The sequence below is a fragment of the Herbaspirillum sp. 1130 genome, assembly GCF_017833835.1.
In the GTDB taxonomy this organism is placed as follows: Bacteria; Pseudomonadota; Gammaproteobacteria; order Burkholderiales; family Burkholderiaceae_D; genus Herbaspirillum; species Herbaspirillum huttiense.
The window spans coordinates 829,755-856,634 of sequence record NZ_JAFICQ010000003.1 but is presented as its reverse complement, the minus strand read 5'-3'; the positions used below and the strand labels follow the sequence as shown (position 1 = coordinate 856,634).

Below are 26,880 nucleotides of genomic sequence, written 5' to 3'. Positions count from 1 at the left end.
GCGACCTACGCAGCCGGTCTGAACCCGGCTGCGCCCCTACTCCTCAATCGACCAGCCGGTTCAGTTGCGCGGCGTCGAATTGCCCGGCCTCTTCAAGGCGTCGACACCCTATCCCCGCTCCCTGCAAGGCGGCCAGCACGGCTTCCAGTTGCTGCTCCTGCGCAGCCACCTGGTTGATGAGTCCGTGCAGCGCCTTGGACAGCGGATCATCGCCATTGGGCATCACGCCATAGGCCGCAAACAGGCGCGCTGCCGCCTGGTCGCGCCCGGCCACCACGGTGTTGCGCTCGATGATGCGCGCCGGGTTGCCCACGGCGGTGGCGCCGGCCGGCACTTCCTTGGTGACCACCGCATTGGAACCGACCTTGGCCCCGTCCCCGACCGTAAAGCCGCCCAGCACCTTGGCCCCGGCACCGATGATGACGCCGCGCCCCAGTGTCGGATGGCGCTTGGCTCCCTTGGCCAGCGAAGTGCCGCCCAAGGTCACGCCCTGGTAGATGGTGGAATCGTCACCGACAATGGCGGTCTCGCCGATCACCACGCCCATGCCGTGATCAATGAAGACACGGCGGCCGATGGTGGCACCGGGATGGATCTCGATGCCGGTGAGGGTACGGCCCAGCTGCGAGATGAAGCGTCCCAGCCACTTCATCTCGGCCTTCCAGCAAGCCTGGGCCCAGCGATGCAGGATCACCGCATGCAGGCCCGGGTAACAGGTCAGCACCTCCCAGCTGTTGCGCGCGGCGGGGTCGCGCTCACGGATGCTGGCGATGTCTTCTCTGAGTCGGCTGAACATGGTGTGTTTCCTGAAACGTTGAATGAAAACGGCTACTGAAGTGAAATTGAAGTGATCCGGCAATGGAACGGCAAAAAAAAATCGCCGGACGCGAAGTCCGGCGATGGTGTCATGCGGGATGACCGGACTTACTTGGGCAAGCGCTGGCGTCGCGCCTCGTACAGACAGACGCCGGAAGCCACGGAGACGTTGAGGCTCTCGACCGAACCGAACATGGGGATGTTGACCAGCACGTCGCAGGTCTCGCGGGTGAGACGGCGCATGCCTTCGCCTTCGGAGCCCATCACCAGTGCGGTGGGGCCAGCGAAGTCGCCTTCGTAGAGGCCCTTCTCGGCATCATCGGAGGTGCCGATGATCCACACGCCGCGCTCCTTCAGGTCGCGCATGGTGCGGGCCAGGTTGGTGACGGTGATGTAGGGCACGGTGTCGGACGCACCGCTGGAGACCTTCATGGCCGTGGCATTCAAGCCCACGGCGCGATCCTTGGGGGCGATCACGGCATGCGCGCCGGCACCATCGGCCACGCGCAGGCAGGCGCCGAGGTTGTGCGGATCGGTGATGCCGTCGAGGATCAGCAGCAGCGGCGGACCGACCACGGCATCCAGCAGTTCATCGAGGGTGCGCGCCAGCGACAGCGCGGCGGCCTTGGCCACCACGCCCTGGTGACGGCGCGTGCCGACCATGGCGGCCAGGCGCTGGTCGTCGGCCTGGATGATGCGCACATTGGCTTCCTTGGCGGCATGCAGCAAATCCAGCATGCGGCGGTCGCGGCGCTCGGCATCCACGTAAATCTCTTCCACCGAGGAAGCCTCGTGGCGGATGCGGGAGGTCACGGCATGGAAGCCGAAAATCATTTTGCTCTTCATAGATCCTGCTTGTGTCTTTCGTCTTGCTCGGGGCAACTGCCCCGCGTTCCATCAAACCCGGCCTGCGCATCGCGCAGGTCCGGGGACATGCTCATCGCTTCTTCTTGCCCTTGGTGTAGCCCTTGGATGCAGCGCGCTTGCGGTCAGCTTCGCCGGGGCGTGCCGTGGCGGTGCGCGCGGCACCGGCCTTGGCCTTGGCGCCACCCTTGGGCTTGCTGCCCGCTGCAGCGGCAGCTGGCTTGGCCGCACCCCTCTTGCCACGGGCTGCCGGCTGAGCTTCATCGGCACTCTGCCTGCCGCCACCGGACTTGCCGCGCGCGGCGTTTTCAGCGCGCTTGGCTTCGTTCTTGATGAGGGTACGGATGCCCGGCTCGTTGACCAGTGCCAGGTCGATCTTGCGTGCATCCAGGTCCACGCGGCTGACCTGCACGGTGACGCGGTCGGTCAGCTGGTAGCGGATGCCGGTACGTTCGCCGCGCAGTTCGTGGCGCGCTTCGTCGTACTGGAAGTAATCCGCACCCAGCTCGGTGACGTGCACCAAACCTTCGATGTAGAGCGCATCCAGTTGAACGAAGATGCCGAAGGTGGCCACGCCGGCGATGGTGCCGGTGAATTCCTCGCCCAGCTTGTCGCGGATGAAGTAGCACTTGAGCCAGGCTTCCACATCGCGCGAAGCCTCATCGGCACGGCGCTCATTGGCCGAACAGTGCAGGCCCAGGGCTTCCCAGATCGCCAGTGCGCTCTCGCCGCGCGGCTTCTTGCCGGCCGCCTTGTCGGTGGCGCGCTGCAGTGCCTGCGCCTTGCGGGCGGCGGGCGAGATCGAGGTGTTCAGCGCCGTGCTGTCGATACCCTTGGGCTCGTAACGCTTGCCTTGCAGCACGGCCTTGATCGCACGGTGCGTCAGCAGGTCGGGATAGCGGCGGATCGGGCTGGTGAAGTGCGCATAGGATTCATAGGACAGGCCGAAGTGACCGATGTTGTCCGGGCTGTAGACCGCCTGCTGCATCGAGCGCAGCAGCATGGTCTGGATCAGCACCGCATCCGGACGCGCCTTGACCTTGGGCATGAGCTCGGCGTAATCGGAGGCGCTGGGGGTGTCGCCACCGCCCAGGGTCAGGCCGATCTGTTTGAGGAAGGTGCGCAGCTGCGTCAGCTTTTCCTTCGTCGGACCGGCGTGGATGCGGTACAGCGCCGGGTGATCGTGGCGCTTCAGCAGGTCGGCCGCGCAGACGTTGGCGGCCAGCATGCATTCCTCGATCAGGCGGTGCGCGTCGTTGCGGGTGCGCGGCAGGATCTTCTCGATCTTGCCGGCAGCGTTGCAGACGATGTAGGTCTCGGTGGTCTCGAAGTCGATCGCACCGCGCGCCTGGCGTGCCGTCAGCAGCACCTGGAAGACTTCGTACAGATGCGTCAGGTGCGGCACCAGGCCGATGCGGCGCGCTGCTTCCGGGCCCTTGGTATTGGCCAGGATCGAGGCCACTTCGGTATAGGTCAGGCGAGCTGCGGAGTGGATCACGGCCGGATAGAACTGGTAGGCCTTGATCTCGCCCTTGGCGGTGATGACGGCATCGCACACCAGGGTCAGGCGGTCCACGTCCGGGTTCAGCGAGCAGAGGCCGTTGGAGAGCTTTTCCGGCAGCATCGGGATCACCCGGCGCGGGAAATACACCGAGGTGCTGCGCTCCAGCGCGTCCACGTCCAGCGCATCGTTGGGCTTGACGTAGTGGCTCACGTCGGCAATCGCGACGATCAGGCGATAGCCCTTGGTGCGGCCGATCTTGACCGGTTCGCAGTAGACCGCGTCATCGAAATCGCGCGCGTCTTCACCATCGATAGTGACCAGCGGCACGTCACGCAGGTCGACGCGGTCCTTGAGGTCGGCCGCCTTGACTTCGCTGGGCAGCTTGGAAGCCAGCTTCTTGGCGGCTTCCGAGAATTCGTGCGGCACGCCGTACTTGCGCACGGCGATTTCGATTTCCATGCCGGGGTCGTCGATATCGCCCAGGATCTCGACGATCTTGCCCACGGGTTGCGTGTAGCGGGAAGGATGTTCGGTCAGCTCCACGCTGACCACCTGCCCTGCCTTGGCCTTGCCCGGGGGGCCGGCCAGCAGCACGTCGTGGCCGATGCGCTTGTCTTCGGGGGCGACCACCCAGACGCCGTTCTCATTGAGCAGACGGCCGATCACGTGGGTATTGGCGCGTTCCACCACTTCGACGATGGTGCCTTCCGGACGGCCACGGCGGTCGGTGCCGGTGATGCGGGCCTGCACGCGGTCGCCGTGCATGACCTTCTGCATTTCCTTCTCGGGCAGGAACAGATCATCGGCCCCTTCATCGGGCAGCAGGAAACCGAAGCCATCGCGATGGGCGGAGACGCGGCCCAGGATGAAGTCGGGCGAGTGGGTCAGCTTGTAGTTGCCGGCGCGATCCGGCTTGATCTGGCCGTCGCGTTCCATGGCGTTGAGGCGGCGCGTCAGGCCGTCCATTTCTTCCGGCTTGACGCCGAGCGCGGCGGCCAGGGCGGCAGCGTTTTGCGCGCCCGAGGAAGTACGCAGTATGCCGAGGATCTCTTCCCGGCTGGGAATGGAATAGGGGAATTGGCTCAAAAGTTTCGTTTCGCGCAATTGTTATAAATGCCAAGGCGAAGCTCGCCCAGGCGGACGGATGTGCCTAGTGTAACGGAGTTGCGGCCATTTACCTAACCGCAATACGGGGGTAAAACAGGGGTGAAGCATCGTATTGCAACGAAAATGATGCCATGGAAGCGAAAAAGTTGTTGACAGCACTTTTAGACCGTCTATAATCACGGTCTTCGCTTTACAGCGCAGCCCACGTGGCGGAATTGGTAGACGCGCATGGTTCAGGTCCATGTGCCGCGAGGTGTGGGGGTTCGAGTCCCTCCGTGGGCACCAAAATAGAAAAGGTCGATTGACGAAAGTCAGTCGGCCTTTTGTATTTTGGGGTCCACGAGCAAAGCGCCTGCGCGCTTTGCGGGAGGGACGAGAAAGTCCGGCCTTGCAAGGCCGGACGGGGTCGCGGGACGTGACCGAGGTCCTCCATGGGCAGCAAACAAAAAAGGCCGAATGATGAAAATCATTTAGCCTTTTTTGTTTTTTGGCTTCAAGAAAAATAGGGGCAAGACATCATCGCCTCCCCTCTATTTTCTTACCCCCTCAAACGGAACACGCTCACGGTCTCGCTCAGCCCTGCTGCCTGCTCCTGCATCTGCCGCGCCGCCGCGGCTGCCTGTTCCACCAGCGCCGCATTCTGCTGGGTCGCTTCGTCCATCAGGTTGATGGCCTGGTTGACCTGTTCGATCCCGTCACTCTGCTCCTGCGACGCCGAGGTGATTTCGGCCACGATGTCGGTCACGCGGCGCACGCTGGCCACCACCTCTTCCATCGTCGAACCGGCCTGCTCGACCAGCCTGCTGCCCGCCTCCACCTTGCCCACCGAGTCGCCGATGAGTTCCTTGATCTCCTTGGCCGCGCTGGCAGAGCGCTGCGCCAGAGTGCGCACTTCGGAGGCGACCACCGCAAAGCCCCGCCCTTGCTCACCCGCACGCGCGGCTTCCACGGCGGCGTTGAGCGCGAGGATATTGGTCTGGAAGGCGATGCCATCGATGACCGCAATGATGTCCACGATCTTGCGCGAGGAATCATTGATCGAGCCCATCGTGGCCACCACTTCCGAGACCACCGAACCGCCCTGCACCGCCACCTCCGATGCCGACACCGCCAGCTGATTGGCCTGGCGTGCGTTGTCGGCGTTCTGCTTCACGGTCGAGGTCAGTTCTTCCATCGCCGACGCGGTCTCTTCCAGCGAGCTGGCCTGCTGCTCGGTGCGATTGGACAGGTCCAGGTTGCCATCGGCGATCTCGCTGGAGGCGGTGGCGATGGTATCCGTACCCTGGCGTACACGGGTGACGATGCCCACCAGGTTGTCATTCATTTCCTTGAGTGCGCGCATGAGCTGGCCGGTTTCGTCCAGGCTGCGCACCTCGATCTGGTTGTCCAGGTGGCCGTTGGCCACACGGCTGGCCACGTTGACCGCCTTGTGCAGCGGTGCCGTGATCGACCGCGTGATGGCCCATGCCAGCGCCACGCCCAGCAGCAGTGCCACTGCGCCCAGCACGATCATGAGCGTGCGCGCATTGCGGAAGAGACTGTCAATTTCCGCAGTCTGGTTCTTGATGCGGTCGGACTGCATCACGGCCAGCTTGTCGATGGCGGCCAGATAGACGCGCGTACTCGGCAGCAGCTGCTCGTCCACTGCCTTGCGAGCACCCTCTTCGTTGCCCGCCTCCTTTTCCCTGAAGACCTGCGCATTGGCCGCCAACACCACCTTCCGGCGTTCGTTGATCTCGGCCAGGGCAGCGCGCCCGGCGTCATCGGTGATCAGCTCTTCCATGCGCTTGACCAGCTCATTGTTCTTGCTGATGGTGGCGCCGATCTCCTGCTTGTAGAACTTCTGCTGTTCGACATCCGGATTCTTGGCGGCCGCCACGATGCGGCCGACGTTGAGTTCGATGGAGCGATAGAAGGTAACGACCAGCCTCTCCTTGACCAGCGCATCATTGACCATCGTGTCATTGAGGCTCCTCACCGCCTGCAGCCGCCCCACGCCAATGGCGGCAATCACCAGCATCAAACCCAGAATCGCGGCAAAACCCAGCCCCAGCCGAGTGCCGATCGTCATCTTCTTCATTGTTTCCCCATCTCCCATTGCACGAGATGCATGCGGATCGCAGCGCCCTCCCTCGTTCTCCGCATCGTATGCGGATGCGTCATTATCGGCCAGACGATAGTCCCCTTGAGATGCGACGGGTCAAATCGATGAAAATCTTTTATCATTCACACGAATGCTACCAATCAGTAGCCACCGCCGGAATGTGATCCCGCTGGCCCCACGGGGCGAAGACCAACCCATTGAAGAAGAACACCAACGCAATGCCCCAATTCGACAAGTCCCTGGTCTGGTTCCGCCGTGACCTGCGCCACACCGATCATGCCGCCCTTTACTACGCACTCTCGCAGAGCCAGTCCGTGTGGTGCGTGTTCGTCTTCGATACCGACATTCTCGATGCGCTCAAAGCCGAGGGTGTAGCGCAGGATCGCCGCGTTGATTTCCTGCTGGCCAGCGTGGCCGAACTGGACGAGGCGCTGCGCAAGGCGGGCGGCGGGCTGATCGTGCTGCACGGAGCGGCCGCCAGGTGCATTCCGGAACTGGCTGCCGAACTGGCGGTGCAGGCGGTCTTCGTCAACACCGACTACGAGCCCGCCGCAGTGGAACGCGATGCGGCAGTCGACAAGGCCCTGAAAAAACATGGCGCGCAATTGCTGAGCTACAAGGACCAGGTGATCTTTGAAAAGGACGAGGTGCTGACCCAGTCCGCCAAGCCCTTCTCCGTTTTCACGCCTTACAAGAATGCGTGGATGGCCAAGCTGGCCGCCGCCGGTGGCGACTTCTATCTCAAACCCTATCCGGTCGAGAACTACTTCAAGGCCCTGGCCAAACCGCCGGGCAAGGCGCACCACGGATTGCCTTCGCACAAGGCACTGGGCTTCCACCCCAGCAATTTGCAGGAACTGAAGATTCCTACTGGCATGTCCGGTGCCCAGGCCCTGCTGGAGGACTTCCTGGGCCGCATCGGTGCCTACGGCACGGCGCGCGATTTTCCGGCAGTGAAGGGTCCGTCCTATCTGTCGATCCACCTGCGCTTCGGCACGGTCTCCATCCGCACGCTCGCGCGGGCTGCGATGCAGGCCATGCATGCGGGCCAAGGCGCGGCCGGTGCGGCTGTGTGGCTGTCGGAACTGACCTGGCGCGATTTCTATTTCATGATCCTGCACCACCATCCGCGCGTGACCGCCAAGGCCTTCAAGCCCGAGTACGATGCGATCAAATGGGAGCACGGCAAGCATGCCGAAGAACTGTTCGCCGCCTGGTGCGAGGGACGCACCGGCTATCCGCTGGTGGATGCGGCCATGGCCCAGATCAACCAGACCGGCTACATGCACAACCGCCTGCGCATGGTGGTGGCCAGTTTCCTCACCAAGGACCTGGGCATCGACTGGCGCTGGGGTGAGAAATATTTCGCGATCCATCTCAACGACTTCGACCTCTCGGCCAACAATGGCGGCTGGCAGTGGGCATCGTCTTCAGGCTGTGATGCGCAGCCCTACTTCCGCATCTTCAATCCGGTCACGCAATCGGAGAAGTTTGATCCGGACGGCAAGTTCATCCGCCGCTATCTGCCGCAACTGGCCAAGCTTTCCGACAAGCGCATCCATGCGCCGTGGACGGCCACACCCGATGAGCGCATGTCGGCCGGCGTGACGCTGGGGACGAACTATCCGCGCCCTATCGTCGACCATGCCGAGGCGCGTGAGCGCACGCTGGCGCGCTATGCGGTGGTGAAGAAGACGGAGAAGACCGAATAAGCGCACGCTCCACCTCAAGAAAAAAAACGGACCCACGGGTCCGTTTTTGCATGCGGCCAGCCGCTTATTCCGACATCACCGGCTCCACCTTCTTGTCCTGGTCAAAGCGGATCGGCGGCACGCGCCTTACCATCCACAACCCCACCAGCGCGGCCACGATGGCAATGGCGATGCCCATGTGAATGGCCCCGACCAGCGCCTCGCGCGCCGCTTCCAGCAAGGCCGAACTGTCATGCCCGGCCTGCATCAGCTGGGCCAGCAGCACCGACTGGATGTCATGATTGACCAGTACTTCAGGATCGCTGAAATCCTTGAGCCACTGCGCCGCGTGATCTCCTTCCAGGGCCTTCTGCACGCCTGCGCCATACATCTGGCTCACCAGCGTGCCGGTGATGGCCGTGCCCAGCATGCCCCCGATCATGCGCAAGGACTGCAGCAAGGCGGTAGCGATACCCAGGTGCTCGCGTGCAGCGGCCTGCTGCGCAAATACGGTGAGATTGGGCAAGACCAGTCCCAGCCCGAAACCACCGGCCAGCATCACTGTCAGCAAAAAACCATTGCCGGTGGTGCGATCACACAGCACCACGCCGAGACAGGAAGCAGCAATCAGCGCAAAGCCCAGGTTCATCATCAGGTTGGGGTTGGGAATGCGCGTGATGATGCGGCCATTGACGATGCTGGCCACGGTAATACAGGCCACCAGCGGCGTGATGAGCAGCCCCGCTTCACGCGGGCTCAACCCGAATCCGCCCTGGAACAGCAACGGCGCATACATCAGCAGCGAGAACATGGCAAAGCCCGCCAGCACCGACAAGACGAACAGGCTGGCCAGCGCCTTGTCGCGCATCATCTCGAAGGGCAGGATGGGCTGCGCGGCGCGCTGCTCCCACTTCCACAAGGCGTAGAAGGCCGCCACCGACACGGCCAGCAACACCAACATGCCGCCCGTGATGCCGCGCTTGGGCAGCAGTTCCACCAGCAATTGCAGGCTGCCCAGCGACAGTGAAATCAGCAGCGCGCCGGGCCAGTCCAGCCGCATCTTGCCGGCGTGTTGCATGTGGCGGATATGCGGCACGAAGCGCCAGACGAAATACAGCGACAGCACGCCGATGGGCAGGTTGCAGTAGAACACCCAGCGCCAGCCCAGCCCTTGCGTGAGGAAGCCGCCCAGCGAAGGACCGACAGCCGTGGCAATGCCGAAGGAGGCCGACAGGATGATCTGCCAGCGCAGCCGCACGCGCGGATCCGGAAACAGGTCAGCGATGGAAGCGAAACAGGTGCCCACCAGCATGCCCCCACCGATGCCCTGCAGCCCGCGCGCAAGCACCAGGAACAGCATGCTGTTGGCCATGCCGCACAAGGCGGAAGCGCCGACGAACACGACGATGGACGCAATCACGAACGGCTTGCGCCCGAAGTAATCGCCGAGCCGTCCGAAGATGGGCACGGTAATGACCGAGGTCAGCAGATAGGCCGTGGCGACCCAGGCATAGAGATCGAAGCCCTTCAGTTCAGCCACGATGGTCGGCAGGGCGGTGCCGACGATGGTCTGGTCCAGGGCCACCAGCATGATGACGAAGCAGATGCCCAGCGTGGCCAGCAGGGATTCGCGGAACGGCAGGACTTGGCCGCTGGAGTGGGCGGCGTCGGTGTGTAGGGCCATGTGCGGAGGATGAATGTCCGAAGTTGCGCGTGTGCGCCAATCCGTCATTCTAGCGCCGCACGGCATGGCTTGCCCTGCGCGCTACAGCAGCAGCTCGTAACGCTGCTCGTTGAGCTTGACGCCCCAATGCGAGCCGATGCGCTCCTCGGCCAGCACGAATCCGTGGCGCTGGTACAGGTTGTGCGCGGCGTGCAAACCTTCGAAGGTCCAGAGATAAATCGATGGAAAATCACACTCCGCGCAGAAACGGATGGCCTCGGTCAGCAGGGCATCACCCACGCCGCGACCGCGCAGTTTTTCGGAAGAGATGAACCAGCGCAGCCACGCGCCTTGCTGCTGCGCATGCTGGCCGTCGATGGTCAGCGAACCTTCGACGCGGCCATGCACGGTGGCAGTCCAGAAGCCATCGCGGCTGTCGTCGTAGCGGCTCATGAAGGCCGCCAGTTCGGTGGCGATGCGGGCTTCGAAATACACGCCGAAGCTCCAGTTTTCGGTGTAATACGCGGCGTGCAGCTCGGCTACACGTCCGATGGCGCCTGGCAGATAGCCGCGCCGGATGTGGATGTCGTCCATGGCTTGCCTCCCCGAAATGGGCGGCGCCGGCCGTGGCGCCACCCGGCTCGCCAGCGGCGGCCGGGCAGCGTGCTGCACGATCAGTCGCCAGCGATGGTCATGTTTTCCAGCAGGATGGAACCCGTTTCCTTGGTGCCGCGAATGAGCGTGTCGTTACCCACGGCCACGATATGGCGCAGCATGTCCTTCATGTTGCCCGCGATGGTGATTTCTTCCACCGGATACTGGATCACGCCATTCTCAACCCAATAACCCGAGGCACCACGCGAATAGTCACCCGTCACGTAGTTCACGCCCTGCCCCATCAGCTCGGTCACCAGGAGGCCGGTGCCCATCTTCTTCAGCATGCCCTTGAAGGTATCGGCCTTGGTGGTCAAGTCAGAGCGCAGCGTCAGGTTGTGCGAGCCGCCGGAGTTGCCGGTGGTCTGCATGCCCAGCTTGCGGGCAGAATACGTCGACAGGAAGTAGCCCTGCACCACGCCATCCTTGATCACCTCGCGCTTTACGGTGCGCACGCCTTCTTCATCGAAGGGCGCGGAACCCACACCGCCGACCACGTGCGGATCTTCCAGGATCTGGATGTGCTCGGGGAAAACCTGCTGACCCAGCGAATCGAGCAGGAAGGTCGACTTGCGATACAGCGCACCGCCCGACACCGCTTGTACAAAGGCCCCCAGCAGACCCGCTGCGAGCGGCGCTTCGAACAGCACCGGGCATTTGCGGGTCGTGAGCTTGCGCGCGTTCAGGCGGGCCAGCGCACGTTCGGCAGCGTAGCGGCCGATGGCTTCGGGCTTGGCGAGTTTCTTCGGATCGCGTTTGGACGAATACCAGTCATCGCGCTGCATGCCCGCGCCCTTGCCGGCGATGGGCGCGACCGAGATGGTGTGGCGCGAGAACGGATAGCCGCCCATGAAACCACGGCTGTTGGCCGCGATGAAATGCGAGTGCTGCACGTAGACGCCAGCGCCTTCGCTGTTGGTAATGCGCGGGTCGGTCTCGAGGGCTGCGGTTTCGCAGCGTTGGGCCAGCGCCACAGCTTCTTCGGCGGAAATATTCCACGGCGAAAACAGTTTCAGGTCGCGCGGAGCCATTTCCAGCATCTCGGCGTCGGGCAGGCCGGCGCAGTCATCGATGGCGGTGAAGCGTGCGATGTTGTAGGCGGCCTCGACCGTTTCCTTCAATGCCTGCTGCGAGAAATCCGAGGTGCTGGCGTTGCCGCGCCGCACCTGGCGGCCTTCTCCGAGGAACACGGTGACGCCGATGCCCTTGTCCTTGTTCTGCTCGATGGTCTCGATCTTGCCCTTGCGCACCGCTACCGAAAGGCCGCTGCCCTCGCTGATGTCGACGGCGGCGTCCGAGGCGCCCTTGTCCCGGGCATAACGCAGGACATCCTGCGCCAACTGCTTCAACTGGTCCTGACTGTGCGTGAATGGGGTATCGCTCATGAGCCTGTTTTCTCTGAAATGCGGGTAAAACGGTTATCATAGCAGCCGTTAAGCTTTATTTCTCGAAGTCACGATATGCCCAATGCCAACCGCGGTGCTGTCGGATTCCAATCCAGCGAATTCGAACAGGAATACGACCGCCCCTCCAAGTCCCAGCTCAAGCGCGAGATGGATGCCCTGCAAAAGCTCGGCGAATCGCTGGTCAATGAACCGCGCGACCGCGTCAAGCGCGTCCCCATGCCCGAAGACGTGCGCGACGCCATCCTCGAATGCCAGCAGATCAAGGACCACGAAGGCCGTCGCCGCCAGATGCAATACGTGGGCAAGAAGATGCGCACGCTGGAAGCCGACGAGATCGCCATCATCCAGAAGACCATCGACAGCTGGCACGGTGCCTCCAAGGCCGAAACCGCCGCCATGCACGCCCTCGAACGCCGCCGCGAAAAGCTGCTGGCCGATGACCAGGCGCTGACCGAACTGCTGAACCGCCATCCCGACGTCGACGTGCAGCACATGCGCACGCTGATCCGCAATGCCCGCAAGGAGCAGGCGGAAAACAAGCCGCCCAAGGCTTACCGCGAAATCTTCCAGATCCTCAAGCAATTGCAGGCGCAGGCTGCACGCGCCAAGAGCGAAGCCGCCGAGGACGAGGCGGACGAGCAGGATGACGATGAGCGTTGAGGCTGTAACGACGATCGCCCGTGAGGTGCTGCGGGTCGGACTGGTCTCCATCTCCGACCGCGCCTCCGGTGGCGTCTACCAGGACCAGGGCATCCCGGCCCTGCAGGAATGGCTGGGCAAAGCGCTCACCAGCGCTTTTGAAGTCGAGACCCGCCTGATCCCAGATGAACGCGCACAGATCGAACAGACCCTGGTGGAACTGGTCGATGTGGCCCGCTGCGACCTGGTGCTGACCACGGGCGGCACCGGTCCGTCGCGCCGCGATGTCACGCCCGAAGCCACGCTGGCCATCGGTACCAAGGAAATGCCAGGCTTTGGCGAACAGATGCGCCAGATCAGCCTGCAGTTCGTACCGACCGCGATTCTCTCGCGCCAGGTCGCCGTCATCCGCGAGACCGACGGCCATGCCGCGCTGGTGCTGAATCTGCCCGGCCAGCCCAAGTCCATCCGCGAAACACTGGAAGGATTGAAGGACCAGGACGGCAAGGTCAAGGTGCCCGGCATCTTCGCCGCCATCCCCTACTGCATCGACCTCATCGGCGGTCCTTACATCGAAACCGATGAGAGCGTCTGCAAGGCCTTCCGTCCCAAGTCGGCCATCCGGCCCGCAAGCAAGTAACAGCACCTCAGCGGCCCGCACCACGATGCGGGCCCGCCCTCCCCTCAGTTCGGACATTTCCCCTCATCCGGCCCGCCGCACAGCGCGGCCGCATTCAGCAGATCCAAATACTGTTGCAACGCTGCCGGCGAGATCCGGTAGGGATACTGCCTGAACGCGTTTTCGGTCGGCGGACGCCAGCTGAACTGCACCACGAACAGTTGCTGCTTGCCCTGATACACCGCCAGTACAGTTCCCTCGCCATAGGGCGCAACTGGCCCGGTACGGTCGCAGAAGCCGCCGCTGACAGAGACGGGAATATTGTTGGTGCTGCCATCCTTCTGCGCCATCGCCACGAAGCGGCCCGGGCAATTGCGCTGGGCTCCCTGCATCACTTCAGTCAAGGCCACCTGTGCCACGGTCAGGTTGCGCGCCTGGATGTTGGCGACCAGTCCGGCATCGGGATAGCCCCGACGCTGCACGCCCATGTAGCCCTCGCGCCAGGAGTCGTGCGCTTCGTTGGGCGGCAGGAAATCGACCACGTAATTGCCGTCAGGATCGCCGTCCATGTAGGCCAGCCGCCAGCCCGGCGGAGGCGAGATCATCAGGTTTTCGCCGCGCGGCTGGAACAATCGGCCTTCGGCTTCGGCATGGCCGGCCAGGGGTGCCATGGCCAGCAGGAAGGCCAGCAGCGGGGCCAGCAGGCGATGCGATGGGATGCACTTCATGGGTTTTCCTTTTGCAGCGCCGCCATCGCGGCGGCGTTCATCGTATGATGTGAGCCCATTGCAGCACAGACGCTGCGCATGACCACGGGCAAGGCCGTATTGTGCTCCCGCGCCGGGACAGACACAAATGCCGCGCCCCGCCCTTTCATCCACCCACCGCAACAGGAACCGCACGCTTATGTCCGCTCCCCTCGAAACGATACAGATCGATACCGCCCCCAATCCCACTGCCTCCGTCATCTGGCTGCACGGCCTGGGAGCCGATGGTTCGGACTTCGTGCCCATCGTGCGCGAGCTGGACCTGTCGGGCTGCCCACCCATCCGTTTCATCTTCCCGACCGCGCCGACCATGCCGGTGACCATCAACGGCGGCTACGTGATGCGCGCCTGGTACGACATCTTCGCGCCCGACCTGGTCCGCCGTGAGGACGAACCCGGCCTGCGTGCCTCGCAGGCCGCCATCGAAACACTGATCGCACAAGAGCGTGCACGCGGCATCCCCTCCGAGCGCATCGTGCTGGCGGGTTTCTCGCAAGGCTGCGCCATGACCTTGCAGACCGGCCTGCGCCACCCGGAGCGCCTGGCCGGCCTGATGTGCCTGTCCGGCTATCTACCGCTGGCCGCCACCATCGAGGCCGAACGCCACGGTGCCAACCACGACACCCCCATCTTCATGGCCCACGGCACCATGGATCCGGTGGTGGTGCTGGAGCGCGCCGTCAAGTCGCGCGAATTGCTGACCCAGCTGGGCCACAAGGTCGAGTGGCATGACTATCCGATGCAGCATTCGGTGTGCGGCGAAGAAGTCGAGGATATCGGGGCGTGGCTGACCAAGGTCCTGGCCTGAGTCCGAGCGCTCTACACCAGCAACTGCAATCGCAATGACAACGCCCCCGCACGATGCACTCGTGCGGGGGCGTTGTCGTTTTCCCTGCGCAGTGTTACGCGCAGGGCAGCCTTGCAATTACTTGAGGCGGAACTTCAGTTCCTCGCCCGCTTGGCGCATCGCGGTCTGCACGGCAGGCACCTTGGCCAGTACGTTCAGCAGGCCGAAGTCGTGGATCATGCCGTTGTAGCGCACGCTGGTCACGGCCACGCCGGCGGCTTGCAGCTTGCGGCCATAGGCCTCGCCTTCATCACGCAGCACGTCGTTTTCGGCGGTCTGGATCAGGGTCGGCGGCAGGCCGGCCAGTTGCGCCGGGGTCGCATTCAAGGGCGAGGCGGTGATTTCCTTGCGCTTGGCGGCGTCGGTGGTGTAGCTGTCCCAGAACCACTTCATCATGTTCTTGGTGAGGAAGTAGCCATTGGCGAACTGGTTGTAGGAAGCCGTTTCGAAGTTGGCATCGGTCACCGGCCACAGCAGCACTTCCGAACGCAGGGCGGGGCCGCCCTTGTCCTTGGCCATCAGGGCCACGACCGCAGCCATGTTGCCACCGACGCTGTTGCCGGCCACGGCCAGGCGTTTGCCATCGACCTTGATTTCCTTGCCGTGCTCGGCCACCCACTTGGTGGCGGCATACGCCTGGTTGATGGCCACGCCGTAGCCGGCTTCCGGCGACGGCGTGTAGTTCACGAACACAGCCACCGCACCGGAATTGGCCACCAGGTCACGCACCAGGCGTTCGTGGGTCGGGAAGTCGCCCAGCACCCAGCCGCCGCCGTGGAAGAACATGAAGGCCGGCAAGGTCTTGGTCACGCCTGCCGGACGCACGATGGTCAGCTTGATCTGCTGGCCGTCGGCGGTGATGGTCTTTTCCGACACGTCCGCCTTGGGCAACTCCAGCTTCACGCTGGCTTGCGCACCGACCAGCACGGCGCGCGCATCCTCCGGCGAGAGCTGTTCCAGGGGCTTGCCACCGCCGGCCTCCAGCGCCTGCAAGAAGGATTGGGTGGTCGGTTCCACACCGGCATCACCGGCGGCATAGGCATTGCCAAAAACCAGGCCGATGGCGGCGACGGCGGCGAGTTGCTTGAACGAGGTCATGATCTTCTTCCTTTTCTCTAATCTCAGATGAGCGAATCGGTGGATTCACCGGGTAAGTGCTGCGAGGGAACTGCGTACTTGTTGCTGTGCTGCCTGGTACTGCGGTACTGCACCGGCCGTTGGCGGCCAGGAAAACTGTCGACACCACGATAAAACTAAAATCCTATTAAATAGCAAACTACTTAGTTGACGCTATTGGCTCTGCGTATAACGACCGCTCGGAGGGCGGGACAATGCCGCCATTCCATTCCGTCTGCCGATGCCGCTTATCTGGCATTGTTGCGAGCAATCCAGCAACTATATAAATCACTATTTGATAGTGCACTATATATTTGACTTTCAAAAAGGGACTTGGCCCGGTCGCCGCATCCCTTCAATCTGCCCTGCTCACTCGCCCGTATTCTTGTGCAAGCGCGCACGCAAGGCCATCAATTCTTCCTTCATCGCGGTCAGTTCCGCCGCCGTCGACTCGGTTGCCCGCAACACTTCACGGGGCAGTTCCACCGCCTGTTCGCGCAGCTTGTCACCTTCTGCAGTGAGCGAGATGACAACCTGCCGTTCATCGCTGGCCGCGCGTTCCCGGGTCACCAGGCCCTGCGCTTCCATGCGCTTGAGCAGCGGGGTCAGCGTGGCTGAATCCAGCACCAGGCGTTCACCGATATCGGACACCGTCAGCTGGTCCTGCTCCCACAACACCATCAGCACCAGATACTGCGAATAGGTGATGCCCATGTTGCGCAACAGCTTGCGATAGAGCTTGCTCATCGACAGCGAAGTCGAGTACAGCGCAAAACACAACTGGGCATCCAGCAGCGGGGCCGACTTGCGTTTGTCTGTTTTCGAATTCATGCAGCGCAGTTTAGCGAGGCCAAAATTAAATAGCAAGCGATTTAATCAAAATATTTACGCTTGGCCGTCGCCACTTCGCCACGCCCCTTCCGCGGGCGGACTGGGCCGCGATTGCGCACCATCGCGAAGCAGGCCTGCACTGGCACGATGAATGATGAGCGTTGCAGGCTATTTCCCTCTTTGCAGCCATCCGGCGGGAGGCCCGCCCCGCCTGCATTCCCGGCTGCTGATACCGCCTGGCCGACTGACGCGAAGCTGACGCCATGGCACGCTTCCTGCATGTCTTCTTCGTTGTATACATTGACGTATCCGTGCTTGCCTTCACCGTGTCCATCGCCTAAGCTGGCCCGATGGCCGTGGCAGGCGGGCTTGCCGTCCAGGCCGGTTGCGCTCGATCCGTGATGACTTCTGAAAGGAAAAACGAATGAACCAGCGTGTCTCCCGTTTCCTGCTGTCCGCGATGTCCTCGGCCGTGCTGGCCGCCTGTACCCTGCCCGCCTGGGCGGTGACGCTCAATATCTCGCTGGACGCCGACCCCGGCAAGCTCGACCCCACGCAGTCCTCCATGCTCAACGAGCGCATCGTCTACCAGAGCATCTTCGACAAGCTGGTGGACCTGGATGGCGAGGGCAAGATCATCCCCATGCTGGCCGAGCGCTGGACCGTGTCCGAGGATCAGAAAACCTACACGCTGTATCTGCGCAAGGGCGTCAAATTCCAGGACGGCACGCCTTTCGATGCCAAGGCGGTGGAATTCAACCTGCTGCGCGGCCAGGAGAAGACCTCCCTACGCCGCAATGAACTGAAATACGTCACCAAGATCACGGTGGTCGATGAGCACACCGTCAAGCTGGACCTGTCCACGCCTTTCGCGCCCTTCCTCTCCATCCTCACCGACCGCGCCGGCATGATGTCGTCACCGGCCGCCGTGAAGAAATACGGAGAAGACTACGTCAACCATCCGGTCGGCACCGGCCCCTTCGTCTACGAAGGCCGCCTGAAGGGTGCCACCATCACGCTCAAGAAGAACCCCGAGTACTGGCGCGCCGGCCTGCCCAAGGTGGATGAAGTGGTCTACAAGATCATGCCGGACGTCAATGTAGCCTTCAACAACCTGCGCAGCGGCCAGGTCGACATCAGCAACCGCTTCCCCTACAAGGAAATCACCAACGTCCCGGCCAACGCCAGCTACACGGTGCTCAACAAGCCGTCGCTGGGCTTCCGCGGCTTCTACATGAACACCGGCAAGCCGCCCTTCGACAAGAAGGAAGTGCGCGAAGCCGTGGACATCCTGATCGACCGCAACGCCATCGCCAAGGTGGTCTACAACAACGCGGTGGCCGCCGGCCATTCGCCCTTCTCCAAGGCGCAGTTTGCCAATGGCCCCAGCGACGTGCCGCCCAAGGTCGACGTGGCCCGCGCCAAGGCCCTGCTCAAGGCCGCCGGCAAGGAAGGCGGCTTCAGCTTCAAGCTGACCCTGCCGACCACGCCCGATGAATTGCAGGTCGGCCAGATGATCCAGGGCATGCTGCGCCCGGCCGGCATCACCGTCACGCTGGAGAAGACCGAACTGGCCACCCAGATCGAGGCCGGCAAGACCGGCAACTTCGAAGGCCTGTTCGTGGGCTGGAGCGGCCGTCCCGATCCGGACCAGAACATTTATGACTTCGTCACCACCAACGGCTCGCTGAACTATTCGCACTTCGGCGCCAAGGAAGTGGACGACCTGTTGCAGCAGGCCCGCGTGGAAGGCGACCAGGCCAAGCGCAAGGCGCTCTACGACCAGGCCATGGCGATCCTGGTCAAGGAAGTGCCCTACGTCTACACCGTGCATGACAACGTGCTGTTCGGCATCGCCAAGTCGGTCAAGGGCTTCCAGTACGTGCCCGATGGCGTGATCCGCACTGCGACTGTATCCAAGTAAGTCTCATGGCCACGACGATCAAGCTGCCCAAGCTGGCCCGGCGCCTGCTGCTGTCGGTCCCTACCTTGCTGCTGGTGAGCATGGTGGTGTTTTCCCTGCTGGCGGTGCTGCCGGGTGATCCGGTGGCCGCCATCCTCGGCATGGAAGCCACGCCGGAAGCGGCCGCCGCCCTGCGCCTGAAACTGGGGCTGGATGATCCGCTGCTGGTGCAGTACGGGCGCTGGCTGTGGGCCGTGCTGCATGGCGACCTCGGCCGCTCCTTCATCGACAACACCCCGGTCGCCGATGCCTTGTGGCAGCGCCTGCCGGTGACCATCGAACTGGCCATCGGCAGCTTCCTGGTGGCCGTCGTGATTGCGGTGCCGGCGGGCATCCTGTCGGCAGCCCGTCCGCGTGGCTGGGCCAATGCCATCGGCACCCTGATTGCGCTGTTCGGCATGTCGGTGCCGCACTTCTGGCTGGGCATGCTGTTCATCATCCTCTTTGCGGTCAAGCTGGGCTGGCTGCCGGCCTCGGGCTTCGTGCCGTTGTCGGTGGACTGGCACGCCAACCTGATCGCCATGATCATGCCCATGGTCGTGACCGGCCTGCGTGAATCGGCCATCCTCATGCGCATGGTGCGCAGCAGTTTGCTGGAAGTGCTCAACGAGGATTACATCCGCACCGCCTTCTCCAAGGGCCTGCGCGACTGGCAGGTGGTGCTGGGCCATGCGCTGCGCAATGCCATGATCCCGGTGGTTACGGCCAGCGGCCTGATGGTCTCGGGCATGCTGGGCGGACTGGTCATCACCGAAAGCATCTTCGGCATTCCCGGCATGGGCAAGATGATCGTCGACGCCATCTTCCAGCGCGACTACGTGACTGTACAGGCCGGTGTACTGGCCGCCACCGTCATGGTGGTCATCGTCAACCTGTGCGTGGACCTGCTCTACAGCGTGATCGACCCGCGCATCGCCCGCTGAAGTCTGCCCAACGCCTCCAACCATGACGTCTCCCGACATGAACTCTCCCTCCCCTGCGCAGGTCCTGCCGGCGCTGCCCCGCTGGCGTACCCTGCGCCGCTTCAGCCGCAACCGTCTGGCGGTGATCGGTGCGGTGATCATCACTGTACTGGTACTGTTGGCCATCACTGCACCGGTACTGGCCCGGTACGATCCCATCTTTGACCAGGACTACGGCAACCTGCTGTCTGGCCCCAGCGCCGAGCACTGGCTCGGTACGGATGACCTGGGCCGCGACATCTATACCCGCATGCTGTACGGTTCGCGCATCTCGCTGCAGGCCGCGCTGATCTCGGTCGGGCTGGCCTTTTCACTGGGCGTGCCCATCGGCATCGTCAGCGGCTACTATCGTGGCGCGGTCGATGCCATCGTCATGCGCGTGGTCGATGCGCTGCAGGCCTTTCCTTCGCTGATCCTGGCGCTGGCCCTGGCCGCCGCGCTGGGGGGCGGTTTCTACAATGCCATGGTGGCCGTCGGCATCGGCTTCACCTCGTCCTTCGTACGGCTGGCGCGCGGGCAGGCCATGACCATCCGCAACCTCGACTACGTGATGGCGGCACGCTCCATCGGTGCCGGGCACCTGCGCATCATGTGGCGCTATATCCTCCCCAATTCGCTGGCGCCCCTGGTGATCCAGGCCACCTTTGCCATGGGCACGGCCATCATCGCCGAAGCCGGGCTGTCCTACCTCGGCCTGGGGGCCAAGCCGGAAGATCCGAGCTGGGGTTCCATGCTGCACATCGCCCAGGGCTACCTGAACACCACGCCGATGCTGGCCATGTGGCCGGGGCTGGCGATCTTCCTGGTGGTGCTGGGCTTCAACCTGCTGGGCGATGGCATCCGTGAAGTGTTCGATCCCAAACTGAGCCGCTGAGGAACCGCCATGCTCACCATCGAGAATCTCAAGATCGAATTCCTCAGCCACGGCCGCCGCGTTGCGCCCGTCGATGGCGTTTCCTTCTCACTGGGGCAAGATGAAACCGTGGGCCTGCTGGGTGAATCCGGCTGCGGCAAGAGCGTCACCGCCCTGTCCATCCTGCGCCTGTTCCCCATGGCCAGCCAGGCCAGGCTGTCGGGTGCGATCCGCTTTGGCGAGCGCGACCTGCTGCAGGCCGACGATGCCACCCTGCGCAGCATCCGCGGCAAGGAGATCGCCATGATCTTCCAGGAGCCGATGACCTCGCTGAACCCGCTGCATCGCATCGGCGAGCAATTGGGCGAGATGCTGCGCATCCACACCGCCCTGCCGCGCCAGGAGATCGACGCCAAGGTCGTCGCCATGCTGGAACGCGTGGGCCTCTCGCGCGCGGCGCAACTGGTGGACGAATATCCGCACAGCCTCTCCGGCGGCATGCGCCAGCGCGTCATGATCGCCATGGCCTTGCTGTGCCAGCCGCGCCTGTTGATCTGCGATGAACCGACGACTGCACTGGACGTGACCATCCAGGCGCAGATCCTCGACCTGATGCGCGACCTCAAGCGCGAGCAGAAGACCTCCATCCTCATGATCACCCATGACCTCGGCGTAGTGGCCGAAATGTGCCAGCGCGTAGTGGTGATGTATGCCGGCCAGGTGGTGGAGCAGAGCAGCGTGGAAGATCTTTTCGACCGCCCCGCCCATCCTTATACGCATGCACTGATGCGCGCACGACCGGCGCTGGATGCTACGCCCGGTGCGCCCCTGACCGCCATCCCTGGCAGCGTGCCGCCGCCCGGCACCGTCACGCAAGGCTGCCGCTTCGCCGCTCGTTGCGCGCGCGCCCAGGACATCTGCCGCCAGGAGATGCCGGCATTGGAAAACCTGGGTGATGGCCACAGCGTGCGCTGCTGGTATCCGCATTGAAGGTATAGAAGGCCCGATCATGACGACACTTCCTCCCCTGCTCGAAGTCCACGGACTGAAAAAATATTTCGCTTCCGGCAGCAGCACCGTCAAGGCCGTTGACGATGTCTCCTTCAGCCTGGCTGAAGGCCAGACCCTGGGCCTGGTCGGTGAATCCGGCTGCGGCAAGTCCACCACCGGGCGCAGCGTGCTGCGCCTGATCGAACCCAGCGAAGGCAGCGTGCGCTTCATGGGCCAGGAACTGACTCTGCTGCCCGAGGGCCAGCTGCGTACCATGCGCCGTCACATGCAGATGGTGTTCCAGGATCCGTATGCCTCGCTGAACCCGCGCATGACCATTGGCGAAGTGCTGGAAGAACCATTGATCGTGCACAAGCTGCACGACCGCGCCACCCGCAAGCGCAAGGTGGCCGAGGCACTGGAGATGGTCGGGCTCAACCCGGCCTACGCGGCGCGCCATCCGCATGAATTCTCCGGTGGCCAGCGCCAGCGCGTAGGCATTGCCCGCGCCATCATCACGCGGCCCAAGCTGGTGGTGGCCGATGAAGCCGTGTCGGCCCTCGATGTCTCGATCCAGGCGCAGATCCTGAATCTTCTGCGTGAGTTGCAGCAGGAGCTGGGGTTGACCTATCTTTTCGTCTCGCACGACCTGGCCGTGATCCGCCATGTCAGCGACAGCATCGGCGTGATGTATCTCGGACGCATGGTGGAATCGGGCACATGTGAAGAGGTCTACACCCGGCCGCGCCATCCCTACACGCAGGCGCTGCTGTCGGCCATACCACGTGAACATCCGCGCCAACAGCGTGAGCGCATCATCCTGCAAGGCAGCATCCCCAACCCGGCCGCCCCGCCTTCGGGCTGTCATTTCCACCCGCGCTGCCCGTCCTGCATGGAGGTGTGCAAGACCGAAGCACCGCCTGCGGTCAAGGTCAGTGCCACCCATACCGTAGCCTGCCACCTGAGCCGGCCCGAGCTGACGCTGCGACCGACGTAATACGCAAGCCAACCGATAAAATACGCCCCTGAACCAAGAACGAGAGACCGCCATGCCCGCCTTCCCCGACTTCAGCAGCAACCACTATCCCTACTTCTCGCGCCGCAGCGCCGTCTATGCCCGGCGCGGCATGGTGGCGACCTCGCAACCGCTGGCCGCGCAGGCCGGGCTGGAAGTCCTGCAGCGCGGCGGCAATGCCATCGATGCGGCCATCGCAGCCGCTGCCGCATTGACGGTGGTGGAACCGACGGCCAACGGCATCGGTGGCGATGCCTTCGCGCTGGTCTGGCATGGCGGCAAGCTGCATGGCCTGAACGCCAGCGGCCCGGCCCCGCAATCGATCTCCGCCGACAAGCTCACCAGCGCTGGCCTGAAGGACGTACCCAAGTACGGCGCCCTGCCCGTGACCGTGCCCGGCACGCCCAGTGCCTGGGCCGCCATGGCCAAGCGCTTCGGCAAGCTGGCGCTGACTGATTCCATGGCCGGTGCCATCAGCCTGGCGCGCGAGGGCTTCCCGGTCTCCCCGATGGTGGCGCATGCCTGGCAGGTGGCGCAGCAGAACTTCAGGCGCGAGTTCAAGGAGCCGCATTTCCAATCGTGGTTCGATACCTTCTGCATCGATGGCCAGGCACCGCAAGCCGGCCAGCTGTGGCGCTCGGCGGGCCATGCTGCCACCCTGCAGGCGATTGCCGAAGACAATGCCGAGGGCTTTTATCGCGGTGCCCTCGCGGAAAAGATTGCCGCCTTCCTGCAGCAGGCCGGCGGCTACATGCAGGCCTCTGACCTGGCCGCATTCCAGCCGGAATGGGTGGACCCCATCGGCATGAATTATCGCGGATATGACGTTTGGGAAATCCCGCCCAATGGCCACGGCATGGTGGCCCTGATGGCGCTGAATCTGCTGAAGGCTTACGACTTCTCCGAACGCGACACGCTGGCGACCTACCACCGCCAGATCGAAGCCATCAAGCTGGCCTACGCCGATGGCCTGGCGCATATCGCCGATCCCGCGCACATGAGGGTGACGGTGGAGCAATTGCTCTCGGACGCCTATGCCGACGAACGCCGCAAGCTGATCGGCCCGCGCGCCACGCTGCCGGTGGCAGGCGACCCTTCGCGCGGCGGCACCGTGTACCTGTGCACGGCAGATGCCGAGGGCAACATGGTGTCCTTCATCCAGAGCAACTACATGGGCTTTGGCTCGGGCCTGGTGGTACCGGGCACCGGCATTGCGCTCCACAATCGCGGCAACAATTTCACCTTGGAAGCCGGGCATCCCAATGTGCTGGCTCCGGGCAAGCGTCCGTATCACACCATCATCCCCGGCTTCATGACGCGCAATGGCCAGGCCGTCGGCCCCTTCGGCGTGATGGGCGGTTTCATGCAGCCGCAGGGCCACGTGCAGATGGTGATGAACACGGTCGACTTCGGCCTCAACCCGCAAGCCGCGCTGGATGCGCCGCGCTGGGAATGGGAGAAAGGAAACAAGGTCAGCATCGAACACAGCACGGCCGAACATCTCTTCCGTGGTCTGGGCGGGCTGGGCCATGAAGTGGCGTGGTCGGGCAACCAGCTGGGCTTCGGCCGCGGCCAGATCATCTGGCGCAATGATGAAGGCGTGCTGTGCGGCGGGACCGAACCGCGTACCGATGGCAGCGTGGCCGCCTGGTAAAGAAAGCCCATCGTGAAAAGCCTGGCTGCTCCCGCCCCCGCCGCTGACGCCGACGCGCTCGCCTCCGATCTTGAGGGCGAAGACGCGCTGGTGCGCAATGGCTCCCTGCCCGAATATGTCTATGCGCAATTGCGGCAGGACATTTTCGACATGCGCCTCTTGCCGGGCGACCAGATCACCGAAACCGAAATCGCGGCGTATTTCAAGGTCTCGCGCACGCCGGTGCGGCAGGCGCTGCAACGCCTGCAGAACGATGGCCTGATGCAGGGCTATGTACGCGGTGGCTGGGAGGTGGTGCCGATCGACTTCAAGCGTTTTTCCGATCTCTATGAAATGCGCAAGCTCATCGAGACACACGCGGTGCGCCGCCTGTGCGCGCAAGCCGGAGACCAGTCGGTGCTGGCCGGTCTGCGCGCCACCTGGTGCGTGGCTGCCGAGGCACGCGAACCGGATGGACCCAAGGCAGCCCTGCTCGATGAAGTTTTCCACCAGACGCTGGTGCGCGCGGCCGGCAACCAGGAGATGGCCGAGTCATTTGACCGTTTGACCGACCGCATCCGCATCGTGCGGCGATTGGATTTCCTGTACGGTGATTGCCTGCACTCAACCTACGAGGAACATGCCGCCATCCTCGACAGCATCGCCGCCGGCGACGCCGAGGGCGCAATGCGCCTGATGGGCGAGCACATCGATGGCAGCCATGCGGAGGTCAACCAGATCACCTTGCATCGGCTGCATAGTGCGCGGGCGACGGCGACCACCAAGCCGCCGGCTTATGTGTCGGTAAGGGTGCGGCGGTCGTTCTGACCGATGCTGACCATGCACTGAAAGCCTGGCGCTGCTGTGTTAGGCTTCCCGCCTGACTTCAATTTGCCAAGCCGGGAGATACACATGAAAGTTGCCGTCATGGGCGCAGGTGCCGTGGGATGTTATTTCGCCGGGATGCTGGCGCGGGCGGGACACGAAGTAGTACTGGTGGGCCGGCCGCAGCACGTGGAGGCATTCAATACCAAGGGCCTGCGGCTGGAAGCCAAAACCTTCGATGAGACCATCCCCGTCAAGGCCAGCACCGATCCCGCCATCGTGGCGGGTGCCGACCTGGTACTCTTCTGCGTCAAATCCCCCGATACCGAAACGGCTGGCGCGCAACTGCGGCCGCACCTCGCCCCCGATACACTGGTGCTGACCCTGCAGAACGGCACCGACAATGCCGAGCGCCTGCGCACGGTGATCCCGCAACCGGTCTCGGCGGCGGTGGTCTACGTCGCCACCGAGATGGCCGGAGCCGGCCACGTCAAGCACCACGGCCGTGGCGAGCTGGTGATCGAACCGGCCGCACGCAGCCAGCAGGCGGCCGAGGCCCTGATTGCGGCAGGCGTGCCGACCGAAATTTCCGACAACGTGCGCGGCGCGCTGTGGTTGAAACTCATCATCAACTGCGCCTACAACGCGCTTTCCGCCATCACCCAGCTGCCCTACGGCAAGCTGGTCGAAGGCGTGGGCGTGCCGGAAGTGATGGGTTACCTGGTCAGCGAATGCAAGGCCGTGGCCGCCGCCGAGGGCGTGACCCTGGCCGGGGACGTGGATGTGGCCATCCGCAAGATCATCGAGACCATGCCCACGCAATTCTCTTCCACCGCGCAGGACGTGGCGCGCGGCAAGCCCAGCGAAATCGATCACCTCAACGGCTACATCGTGCGGCGGGGACAGGCGCATGGCATTGCCACGCCGGTCAACCTGACCGTGCATGCGCTGGTCAAGCTGATCGAGAGCAAGGCGCGCTGAAAGCAGGCAAAGGACTCAACCGAAGAGCCGGGCGTCGAAACGGAACAGTTTCTTTTCCAGCACCTTGACGCTGGCCATCTGCGCATGCAGCGGATTGAGCAAGAGATTGAAATCGGTTGGGCTCACCACCGATGGCACCTTCATCACCAGTTGCTTGCCCTGTTCGATCCAGTGCTGGCCGATGGCGGCGGTGCTGGCCGGATCGCGCGCGATGTCGGACCAGTCCGGCGGCAGGCCGGGCACATAGGCCTTGCGCACGTCGGCGTCCGGTATCTCCAGCACGATGAGGAAGTAGTTGGCGCGCGGCATCAGCCCGGCCATGTGCACGAGCGACTCCAGCAAGGCCGTCGAAGCGCTGCAGCAGGTGTAGAGCACGCGCAAGCCGCGCGGATTCCAGCGGCCGCCGCTGAGTGCTGCACCATTGCCGGACAAGTCATCGGCCGCATAGTGCCCCGGCTTGTCCTTGGCCAGCCGGTATACCTTCAAGCCGCCACCCCGAAGGCAATGCGCGCCAGGATGTCGCGCACCCGGTCATAACCCGGCTGGGTATCGAGCACTTCCAGCGGGGTCAATCCTCCCAGCGCCGCATTGCCGCGACGCATCCACTGTGCCGCCAGGTCCTCGTCCTCGAACACATCGGCGGCCTGTTCACGGATGTAGAGCACACGGGCGATGCGATCTGACTCGGAACCGGAGAGCCGTTCCTTGCGGGAAATCTTGCGCAGGATGGTGGAACTGGGCAGCCCCAAGCCCGAGAGCAAGGTCTGCAAGGGAATCTGCAACAGTTCCCTGGCGACGCGCTCGGCAATGATGGCATCCATGCCGTCGCGGATGGTGCGGCCCTGGGTGATCGGATCCATGCGGGCAAACCGTTCGAAGTCGCGCGGTTTGGCACCCAATCCGGGGGAACGCTTGCTGGCGGCGGAGTCGACCGTGGCACGTGTTGCCATGTTGAACCTCTCATTTGGTCAGATGCAGACTCTCATCTTAGAAGCTTCCCAAATGAGCGTCAATCTCCCATCAAATGAGA

At 63.5% G+C, this 26,880-nt stretch carries 24 protein-coding genes and 1 tRNA gene; 13 read left to right on the top strand and 12 right to left on the bottom strand.

Going from position 1 to position 26,880, the window contains the following annotated elements; genetic code table 11:
- Positions 1-43 precede the first annotated feature (43 nt).
- The 3 genes from cysE to rnr all read right to left on the bottom strand — a co-directional run bounded on the left by cysE (position 44) and on the right by rnr (position 4,270).
- Complete coding sequence (gene cysE, locus JOD78_RS17480) at positions 44-796, bottom strand: serine O-acetyltransferase (RefSeq protein WP_121039399.1); 753 nt, start codon at positions 794-796, stop codon at positions 44-46.
- A gap of 128 nt (positions 797-924) precedes the next feature.
- Positions 925-1,662: a 23S rRNA (guanosine(2251)-2'-O)-methyltransferase RlmB gene (gene rlmB / locus JOD78_RS17475; RefSeq protein WP_209568323.1), complete on the bottom strand. Its 738-nt coding sequence runs from the start codon at positions 1,660-1,662 to the stop codon at positions 925-927.
- A gap of 91 nt (positions 1,663-1,753) precedes the next feature.
- The gene (gene rnr, locus JOD78_RS17470) at positions 1,754-4,270 is read right to left on the bottom strand and encodes a ribonuclease R (RefSeq protein WP_209568325.1); all 2,517 of its coding nucleotides are present in this window, start codon (positions 4,268-4,270) and stop codon (positions 1,754-1,756) included.
- 221 nt (positions 4,271-4,491) lie between these two features.
- On the opposite strand from rnr, the gene JOD78_RS17465 reads away from it, so the two are divergent.
- Positions 4,492-4,576 (top strand) — tRNA-Leu (locus tag JOD78_RS17465).
- Positions 4,577-4,829: 253 nt separating this feature from the next.
- On the opposite strand, the gene JOD78_RS17460 is transcribed toward JOD78_RS17465, so the two are convergent.
- Positions 4,830-6,362, bottom strand: coding sequence for a methyl-accepting chemotaxis protein (locus tag JOD78_RS17460; protein ID WP_348534270.1), 1,533 nt, complete (start codon positions 6,360-6,362; stop codon positions 4,830-4,832).
- A 251-nt stretch (positions 6,363-6,613) separates the two neighbouring features.
- On the opposite strand from JOD78_RS17460, the gene JOD78_RS17455 reads away from it, so the two are divergent.
- Entirely contained in the window at positions 6,614-8,107 is a 1,494-nt protein-coding gene (locus JOD78_RS17455; protein WP_209568329.1) for a deoxyribodipyrimidine photo-lyase, read from the top strand.
- 64 nt (positions 8,108-8,171) lie between these two features.
- On the opposite strand, the gene JOD78_RS17450 is transcribed toward JOD78_RS17455, so the two are convergent.
- From JOD78_RS17450 to pmbA, 3 genes are all read right to left on the bottom strand, one after another.
- Entirely contained in the window at positions 8,172-9,770 is a 1,599-nt protein-coding gene (locus tag JOD78_RS17450) for an MDR family MFS transporter (protein ID WP_209568331.1), read from the bottom strand.
- A gap of 81 nt (positions 9,771-9,851) precedes the next feature.
- Positions 9,852-10,343, bottom strand: coding sequence for a GNAT family N-acetyltransferase (locus JOD78_RS17445; RefSeq protein ID WP_051057585.1), 492 nt, complete (start codon positions 10,341-10,343; stop codon positions 9,852-9,854).
- Between the two features lie 80 nt (positions 10,344-10,423).
- Positions 10,424-11,788, bottom strand: a complete 1,365-nt coding sequence (gene pmbA, locus JOD78_RS17440; RefSeq protein ID WP_209568332.1) for a metalloprotease PmbA — start codon at positions 11,786-11,788, stop codon at positions 10,424-10,426.
- A gap of 75 nt (positions 11,789-11,863) precedes the next feature.
- Here pmbA and yjgA point away from each other — a divergent pair, with 75 nt between their 5' ends.
- Both yjgA and mog read left to right on the top strand, forming a co-directional pair.
- Complete coding sequence (gene yjgA, locus JOD78_RS17435) at positions 11,864-12,469, top strand: ribosome biogenesis factor YjgA (RefSeq protein ID WP_034335392.1); 606 nt, start codon at positions 11,864-11,866, stop codon at positions 12,467-12,469.
- Entirely contained in the window at positions 12,459-13,088 is a 630-nt protein-coding gene (gene mog / locus JOD78_RS17430; protein ID WP_121039379.1) for a molybdopterin adenylyltransferase, read from the top strand. The genes yjgA and mog overlap by 11 nt, the downstream gene beginning before the upstream one ends.
- 44 nt (positions 13,089-13,132) lie before the next feature.
- On the opposite strand, the gene JOD78_RS17425 is transcribed toward mog, so the two are convergent.
- Complete coding sequence (locus JOD78_RS17425) at positions 13,133-13,795, bottom strand: hypothetical protein (RefSeq protein ID WP_209568334.1); 663 nt, start codon at positions 13,793-13,795, stop codon at positions 13,133-13,135.
- A gap of 178 nt (positions 13,796-13,973) precedes the next feature.
- Between JOD78_RS17425 and JOD78_RS17420 the strand changes: the two genes are divergently transcribed.
- Positions 13,974-14,642 carry an alpha/beta hydrolase gene (locus tag JOD78_RS17420; RefSeq protein WP_209568336.1) on the top strand — a complete coding sequence of 223 codons (669 nt, stop codon included), beginning with the start codon at positions 13,974-13,976 and terminating at the stop codon, positions 14,640-14,642.
- 117 nt (positions 14,643-14,759) lie between these two features.
- Here JOD78_RS17420 and JOD78_RS17415 read toward each other — a convergent pair whose 3' ends face one another.
- Together JOD78_RS17415 and JOD78_RS17410 are read right to left on the bottom strand one after the other, a co-directional pair.
- Complete coding sequence (locus JOD78_RS17415) at positions 14,760-15,779, bottom strand: alpha/beta hydrolase (RefSeq protein ID WP_209568338.1); 1,020 nt, start codon at positions 15,777-15,779, stop codon at positions 14,760-14,762.
- A gap of 387 nt (positions 15,780-16,166) precedes the next feature.
- On the bottom strand, positions 16,167-16,628 hold the full coding sequence (locus tag JOD78_RS17410) for a MarR family transcriptional regulator (protein WP_039786512.1): 462 nt from the start codon (positions 16,626-16,628) through the stop codon (positions 16,167-16,169).
- 424 nt (positions 16,629-17,052) lie between these two features.
- Between JOD78_RS17410 and JOD78_RS17405 the strand changes: the two genes are divergently transcribed.
- The 8 genes from JOD78_RS17405 to JOD78_RS17370 all read left to right on the top strand — a co-directional run bounded on the left by JOD78_RS17405 (position 17,053) and on the right by JOD78_RS17370 (position 25,850).
- The gene (locus JOD78_RS17405; RefSeq protein ID WP_209568340.1) at positions 17,053-18,552 is read left to right on the top strand and encodes an ABC transporter substrate-binding protein; all 1,500 of its coding nucleotides are present in this window, start codon (positions 17,053-17,055) and stop codon (positions 18,550-18,552) included.
- A 5-nt stretch (positions 18,553-18,557) separates the two neighbouring features.
- Positions 18,558-19,514, top strand: a complete 957-nt coding sequence (locus JOD78_RS17400; RefSeq protein ID WP_034337542.1) for an ABC transporter permease — start codon at positions 18,558-18,560, stop codon at positions 19,512-19,514.
- Positions 19,515-19,551: 37 nt separating this feature from the next.
- Positions 19,552-20,427: an ABC transporter permease gene (locus JOD78_RS17395; protein WP_245202165.1), complete on the top strand. Its 876-nt coding sequence runs from the start codon at positions 19,552-19,554 to the stop codon at positions 20,425-20,427.
- 9 nt (positions 20,428-20,436) lie between these two features.
- The gene (locus tag JOD78_RS17390; RefSeq protein WP_209568344.1) at positions 20,437-21,396 is read left to right on the top strand and encodes an ABC transporter ATP-binding protein; all 960 of its coding nucleotides are present in this window, start codon (positions 20,437-20,439) and stop codon (positions 21,394-21,396) included.
- A gap of 19 nt (positions 21,397-21,415) precedes the next feature.
- Positions 21,416-22,393 (top strand): dipeptide ABC transporter ATP-binding protein, encoded by a 978-nt coding sequence (locus JOD78_RS17385; protein ID WP_034337534.1) that lies wholly within the window; start codon positions 21,416-21,418, stop codon positions 22,391-22,393.
- Between the two features lie 52 nt (positions 22,394-22,445).
- Positions 22,446-24,065 (top strand): gamma-glutamyltransferase family protein, encoded by a 1,620-nt coding sequence (locus tag JOD78_RS17380; protein WP_121039362.1) that lies wholly within the window; start codon positions 22,446-22,448, stop codon positions 24,063-24,065.
- A 12-nt stretch (positions 24,066-24,077) separates the two neighbouring features.
- Positions 24,078-24,872, top strand: coding sequence for a GntR family transcriptional regulator (locus tag JOD78_RS17375; protein WP_121039359.1), 795 nt, complete (start codon positions 24,078-24,080; stop codon positions 24,870-24,872).
- An 84-nt stretch (positions 24,873-24,956) separates the two neighbouring features.
- Entirely contained in the window at positions 24,957-25,850 is an 894-nt protein-coding gene (locus JOD78_RS17370; protein ID WP_121039356.1) for a 2-dehydropantoate 2-reductase, read from the top strand.
- Between the two features lie 15 nt (positions 25,851-25,865).
- Here the strand turns inward: JOD78_RS17370 and JOD78_RS17365 are convergent, their stop codons facing one another.
- Complete coding sequence (locus JOD78_RS17365) at positions 25,866-26,336, bottom strand: RES family NAD+ phosphorylase (RefSeq protein ID WP_034337523.1); 471 nt, start codon at positions 26,334-26,336, stop codon at positions 25,866-25,868.
- Complete coding sequence (locus tag JOD78_RS17360) at positions 26,333-26,800, bottom strand: antitoxin Xre/MbcA/ParS toxin-binding domain-containing protein (RefSeq protein ID WP_121039353.1); 468 nt, start codon at positions 26,798-26,800, stop codon at positions 26,333-26,335. The genes JOD78_RS17365 and JOD78_RS17360 overlap by 4 nt, the downstream gene beginning before the upstream one ends.
- Between the last annotated feature and the right edge of the window lie 80 nt (positions 26,801-26,880).

Excerpts from the sequence above, each read along its gene's own strand:
- JOD78_RS17455 (WP_209568329.1), top strand. The coding sequence starts at position 6,614 with ATGCCCCAATTCGACAAGTCCCTGGTCTGGTTCCGCCGTGACCTGCGC.
- yjgA (WP_034335392.1), top strand. The coding sequence starts at position 11,864 with ATGCCCAATGCCAACCGCGGTGCTGTCGGATTCCAATCCAGCGAATTC.
- JOD78_RS17400 (WP_034337542.1), top strand. The coding sequence starts at position 18,558 with ATGGCCACGACGATCAAGCTGCCCAAGCTGGCCCGGCGCCTGCTGCTG.
- JOD78_RS17425 (WP_209568334.1), bottom strand. The coding sequence starts at position 13,795 with ATGAAGTGCATCCCATCGCATCGCCTGCTGGCCCCGCTGCTGGCCTTC.
- JOD78_RS17420 (WP_209568336.1), top strand. The coding sequence starts at position 13,974 with ATGTCCGCTCCCCTCGAAACGATACAGATCGATACCGCCCCCAATCCC.
- JOD78_RS17450 (WP_209568331.1), bottom strand. The coding sequence starts at position 9,770 with ATGGCCCTACACACCGACGCCGCCCACTCCAGCGGCCAAGTCCTGCCG.
- mog (WP_121039379.1), top strand. The coding sequence starts at position 12,459 with ATGAGCGTTGAGGCTGTAACGACGATCGCCCGTGAGGTGCTGCGGGTC.
- JOD78_RS17415 (WP_209568338.1), bottom strand. The coding sequence starts at position 15,779 with ATGACCTCGTTCAAGCAACTCGCCGCCGTCGCCGCCATCGGCCTGGTT.
- rlmB (WP_209568323.1), bottom strand. The coding sequence starts at position 1,662 with ATGAAGAGCAAAATGATTTTCGGCTTCCATGCCGTGACCTCCCGCATC.
- JOD78_RS17445 (WP_051057585.1), bottom strand. The coding sequence starts at position 10,343 with ATGGACGACATCCACATCCGGCGCGGCTATCTGCCAGGCGCCATCGGA.
- JOD78_RS17380 (WP_121039362.1), top strand. The coding sequence starts at position 22,446 with ATGCCCGCCTTCCCCGACTTCAGCAGCAACCACTATCCCTACTTCTCG.
- JOD78_RS17395 (WP_245202165.1), top strand. The coding sequence starts at position 19,552 with ATGAACTCTCCCTCCCCTGCGCAGGTCCTGCCGGCGCTGCCCCGCTGG.
- pmbA (WP_209568332.1), bottom strand. The coding sequence starts at position 11,788 with ATGAGCGATACCCCATTCACGCACAGTCAGGACCAGTTGAAGCAGTTG.
- JOD78_RS17410 (WP_039786512.1), bottom strand. The coding sequence starts at position 16,628 with ATGAATTCGAAAACAGACAAACGCAAGTCGGCCCCGCTGCTGGATGCC.
- JOD78_RS17460 (WP_348534270.1), bottom strand. The coding sequence starts at position 6,362 with ATGACGATCGGCACTCGGCTGGGGCTGGGTTTTGCCGCGATTCTGGGT.
- JOD78_RS17390 (WP_209568344.1), top strand. The coding sequence starts at position 20,437 with ATGCTCACCATCGAGAATCTCAAGATCGAATTCCTCAGCCACGGCCGC.
- cysE (WP_121039399.1), bottom strand. The coding sequence starts at position 796 with ATGTTCAGCCGACTCAGAGAAGACATCGCCAGCATCCGTGAGCGCGAC.
- JOD78_RS17385 (WP_034337534.1), top strand. The coding sequence starts at position 21,416 with ATGACGACACTTCCTCCCCTGCTCGAAGTCCACGGACTGAAAAAATAT.
- JOD78_RS17360 (WP_121039353.1), bottom strand. The coding sequence starts at position 26,800 with ATGGCAACACGTGCCACGGTCGACTCCGCCGCCAGCAAGCGTTCCCCC.
- JOD78_RS17405 (WP_209568340.1), top strand. The coding sequence starts at position 17,053 with ATGAACCAGCGTGTCTCCCGTTTCCTGCTGTCCGCGATGTCCTCGGCC.
- JOD78_RS17370 (WP_121039356.1), top strand. The coding sequence starts at position 24,957 with ATGAAAGTTGCCGTCATGGGCGCAGGTGCCGTGGGATGTTATTTCGCC.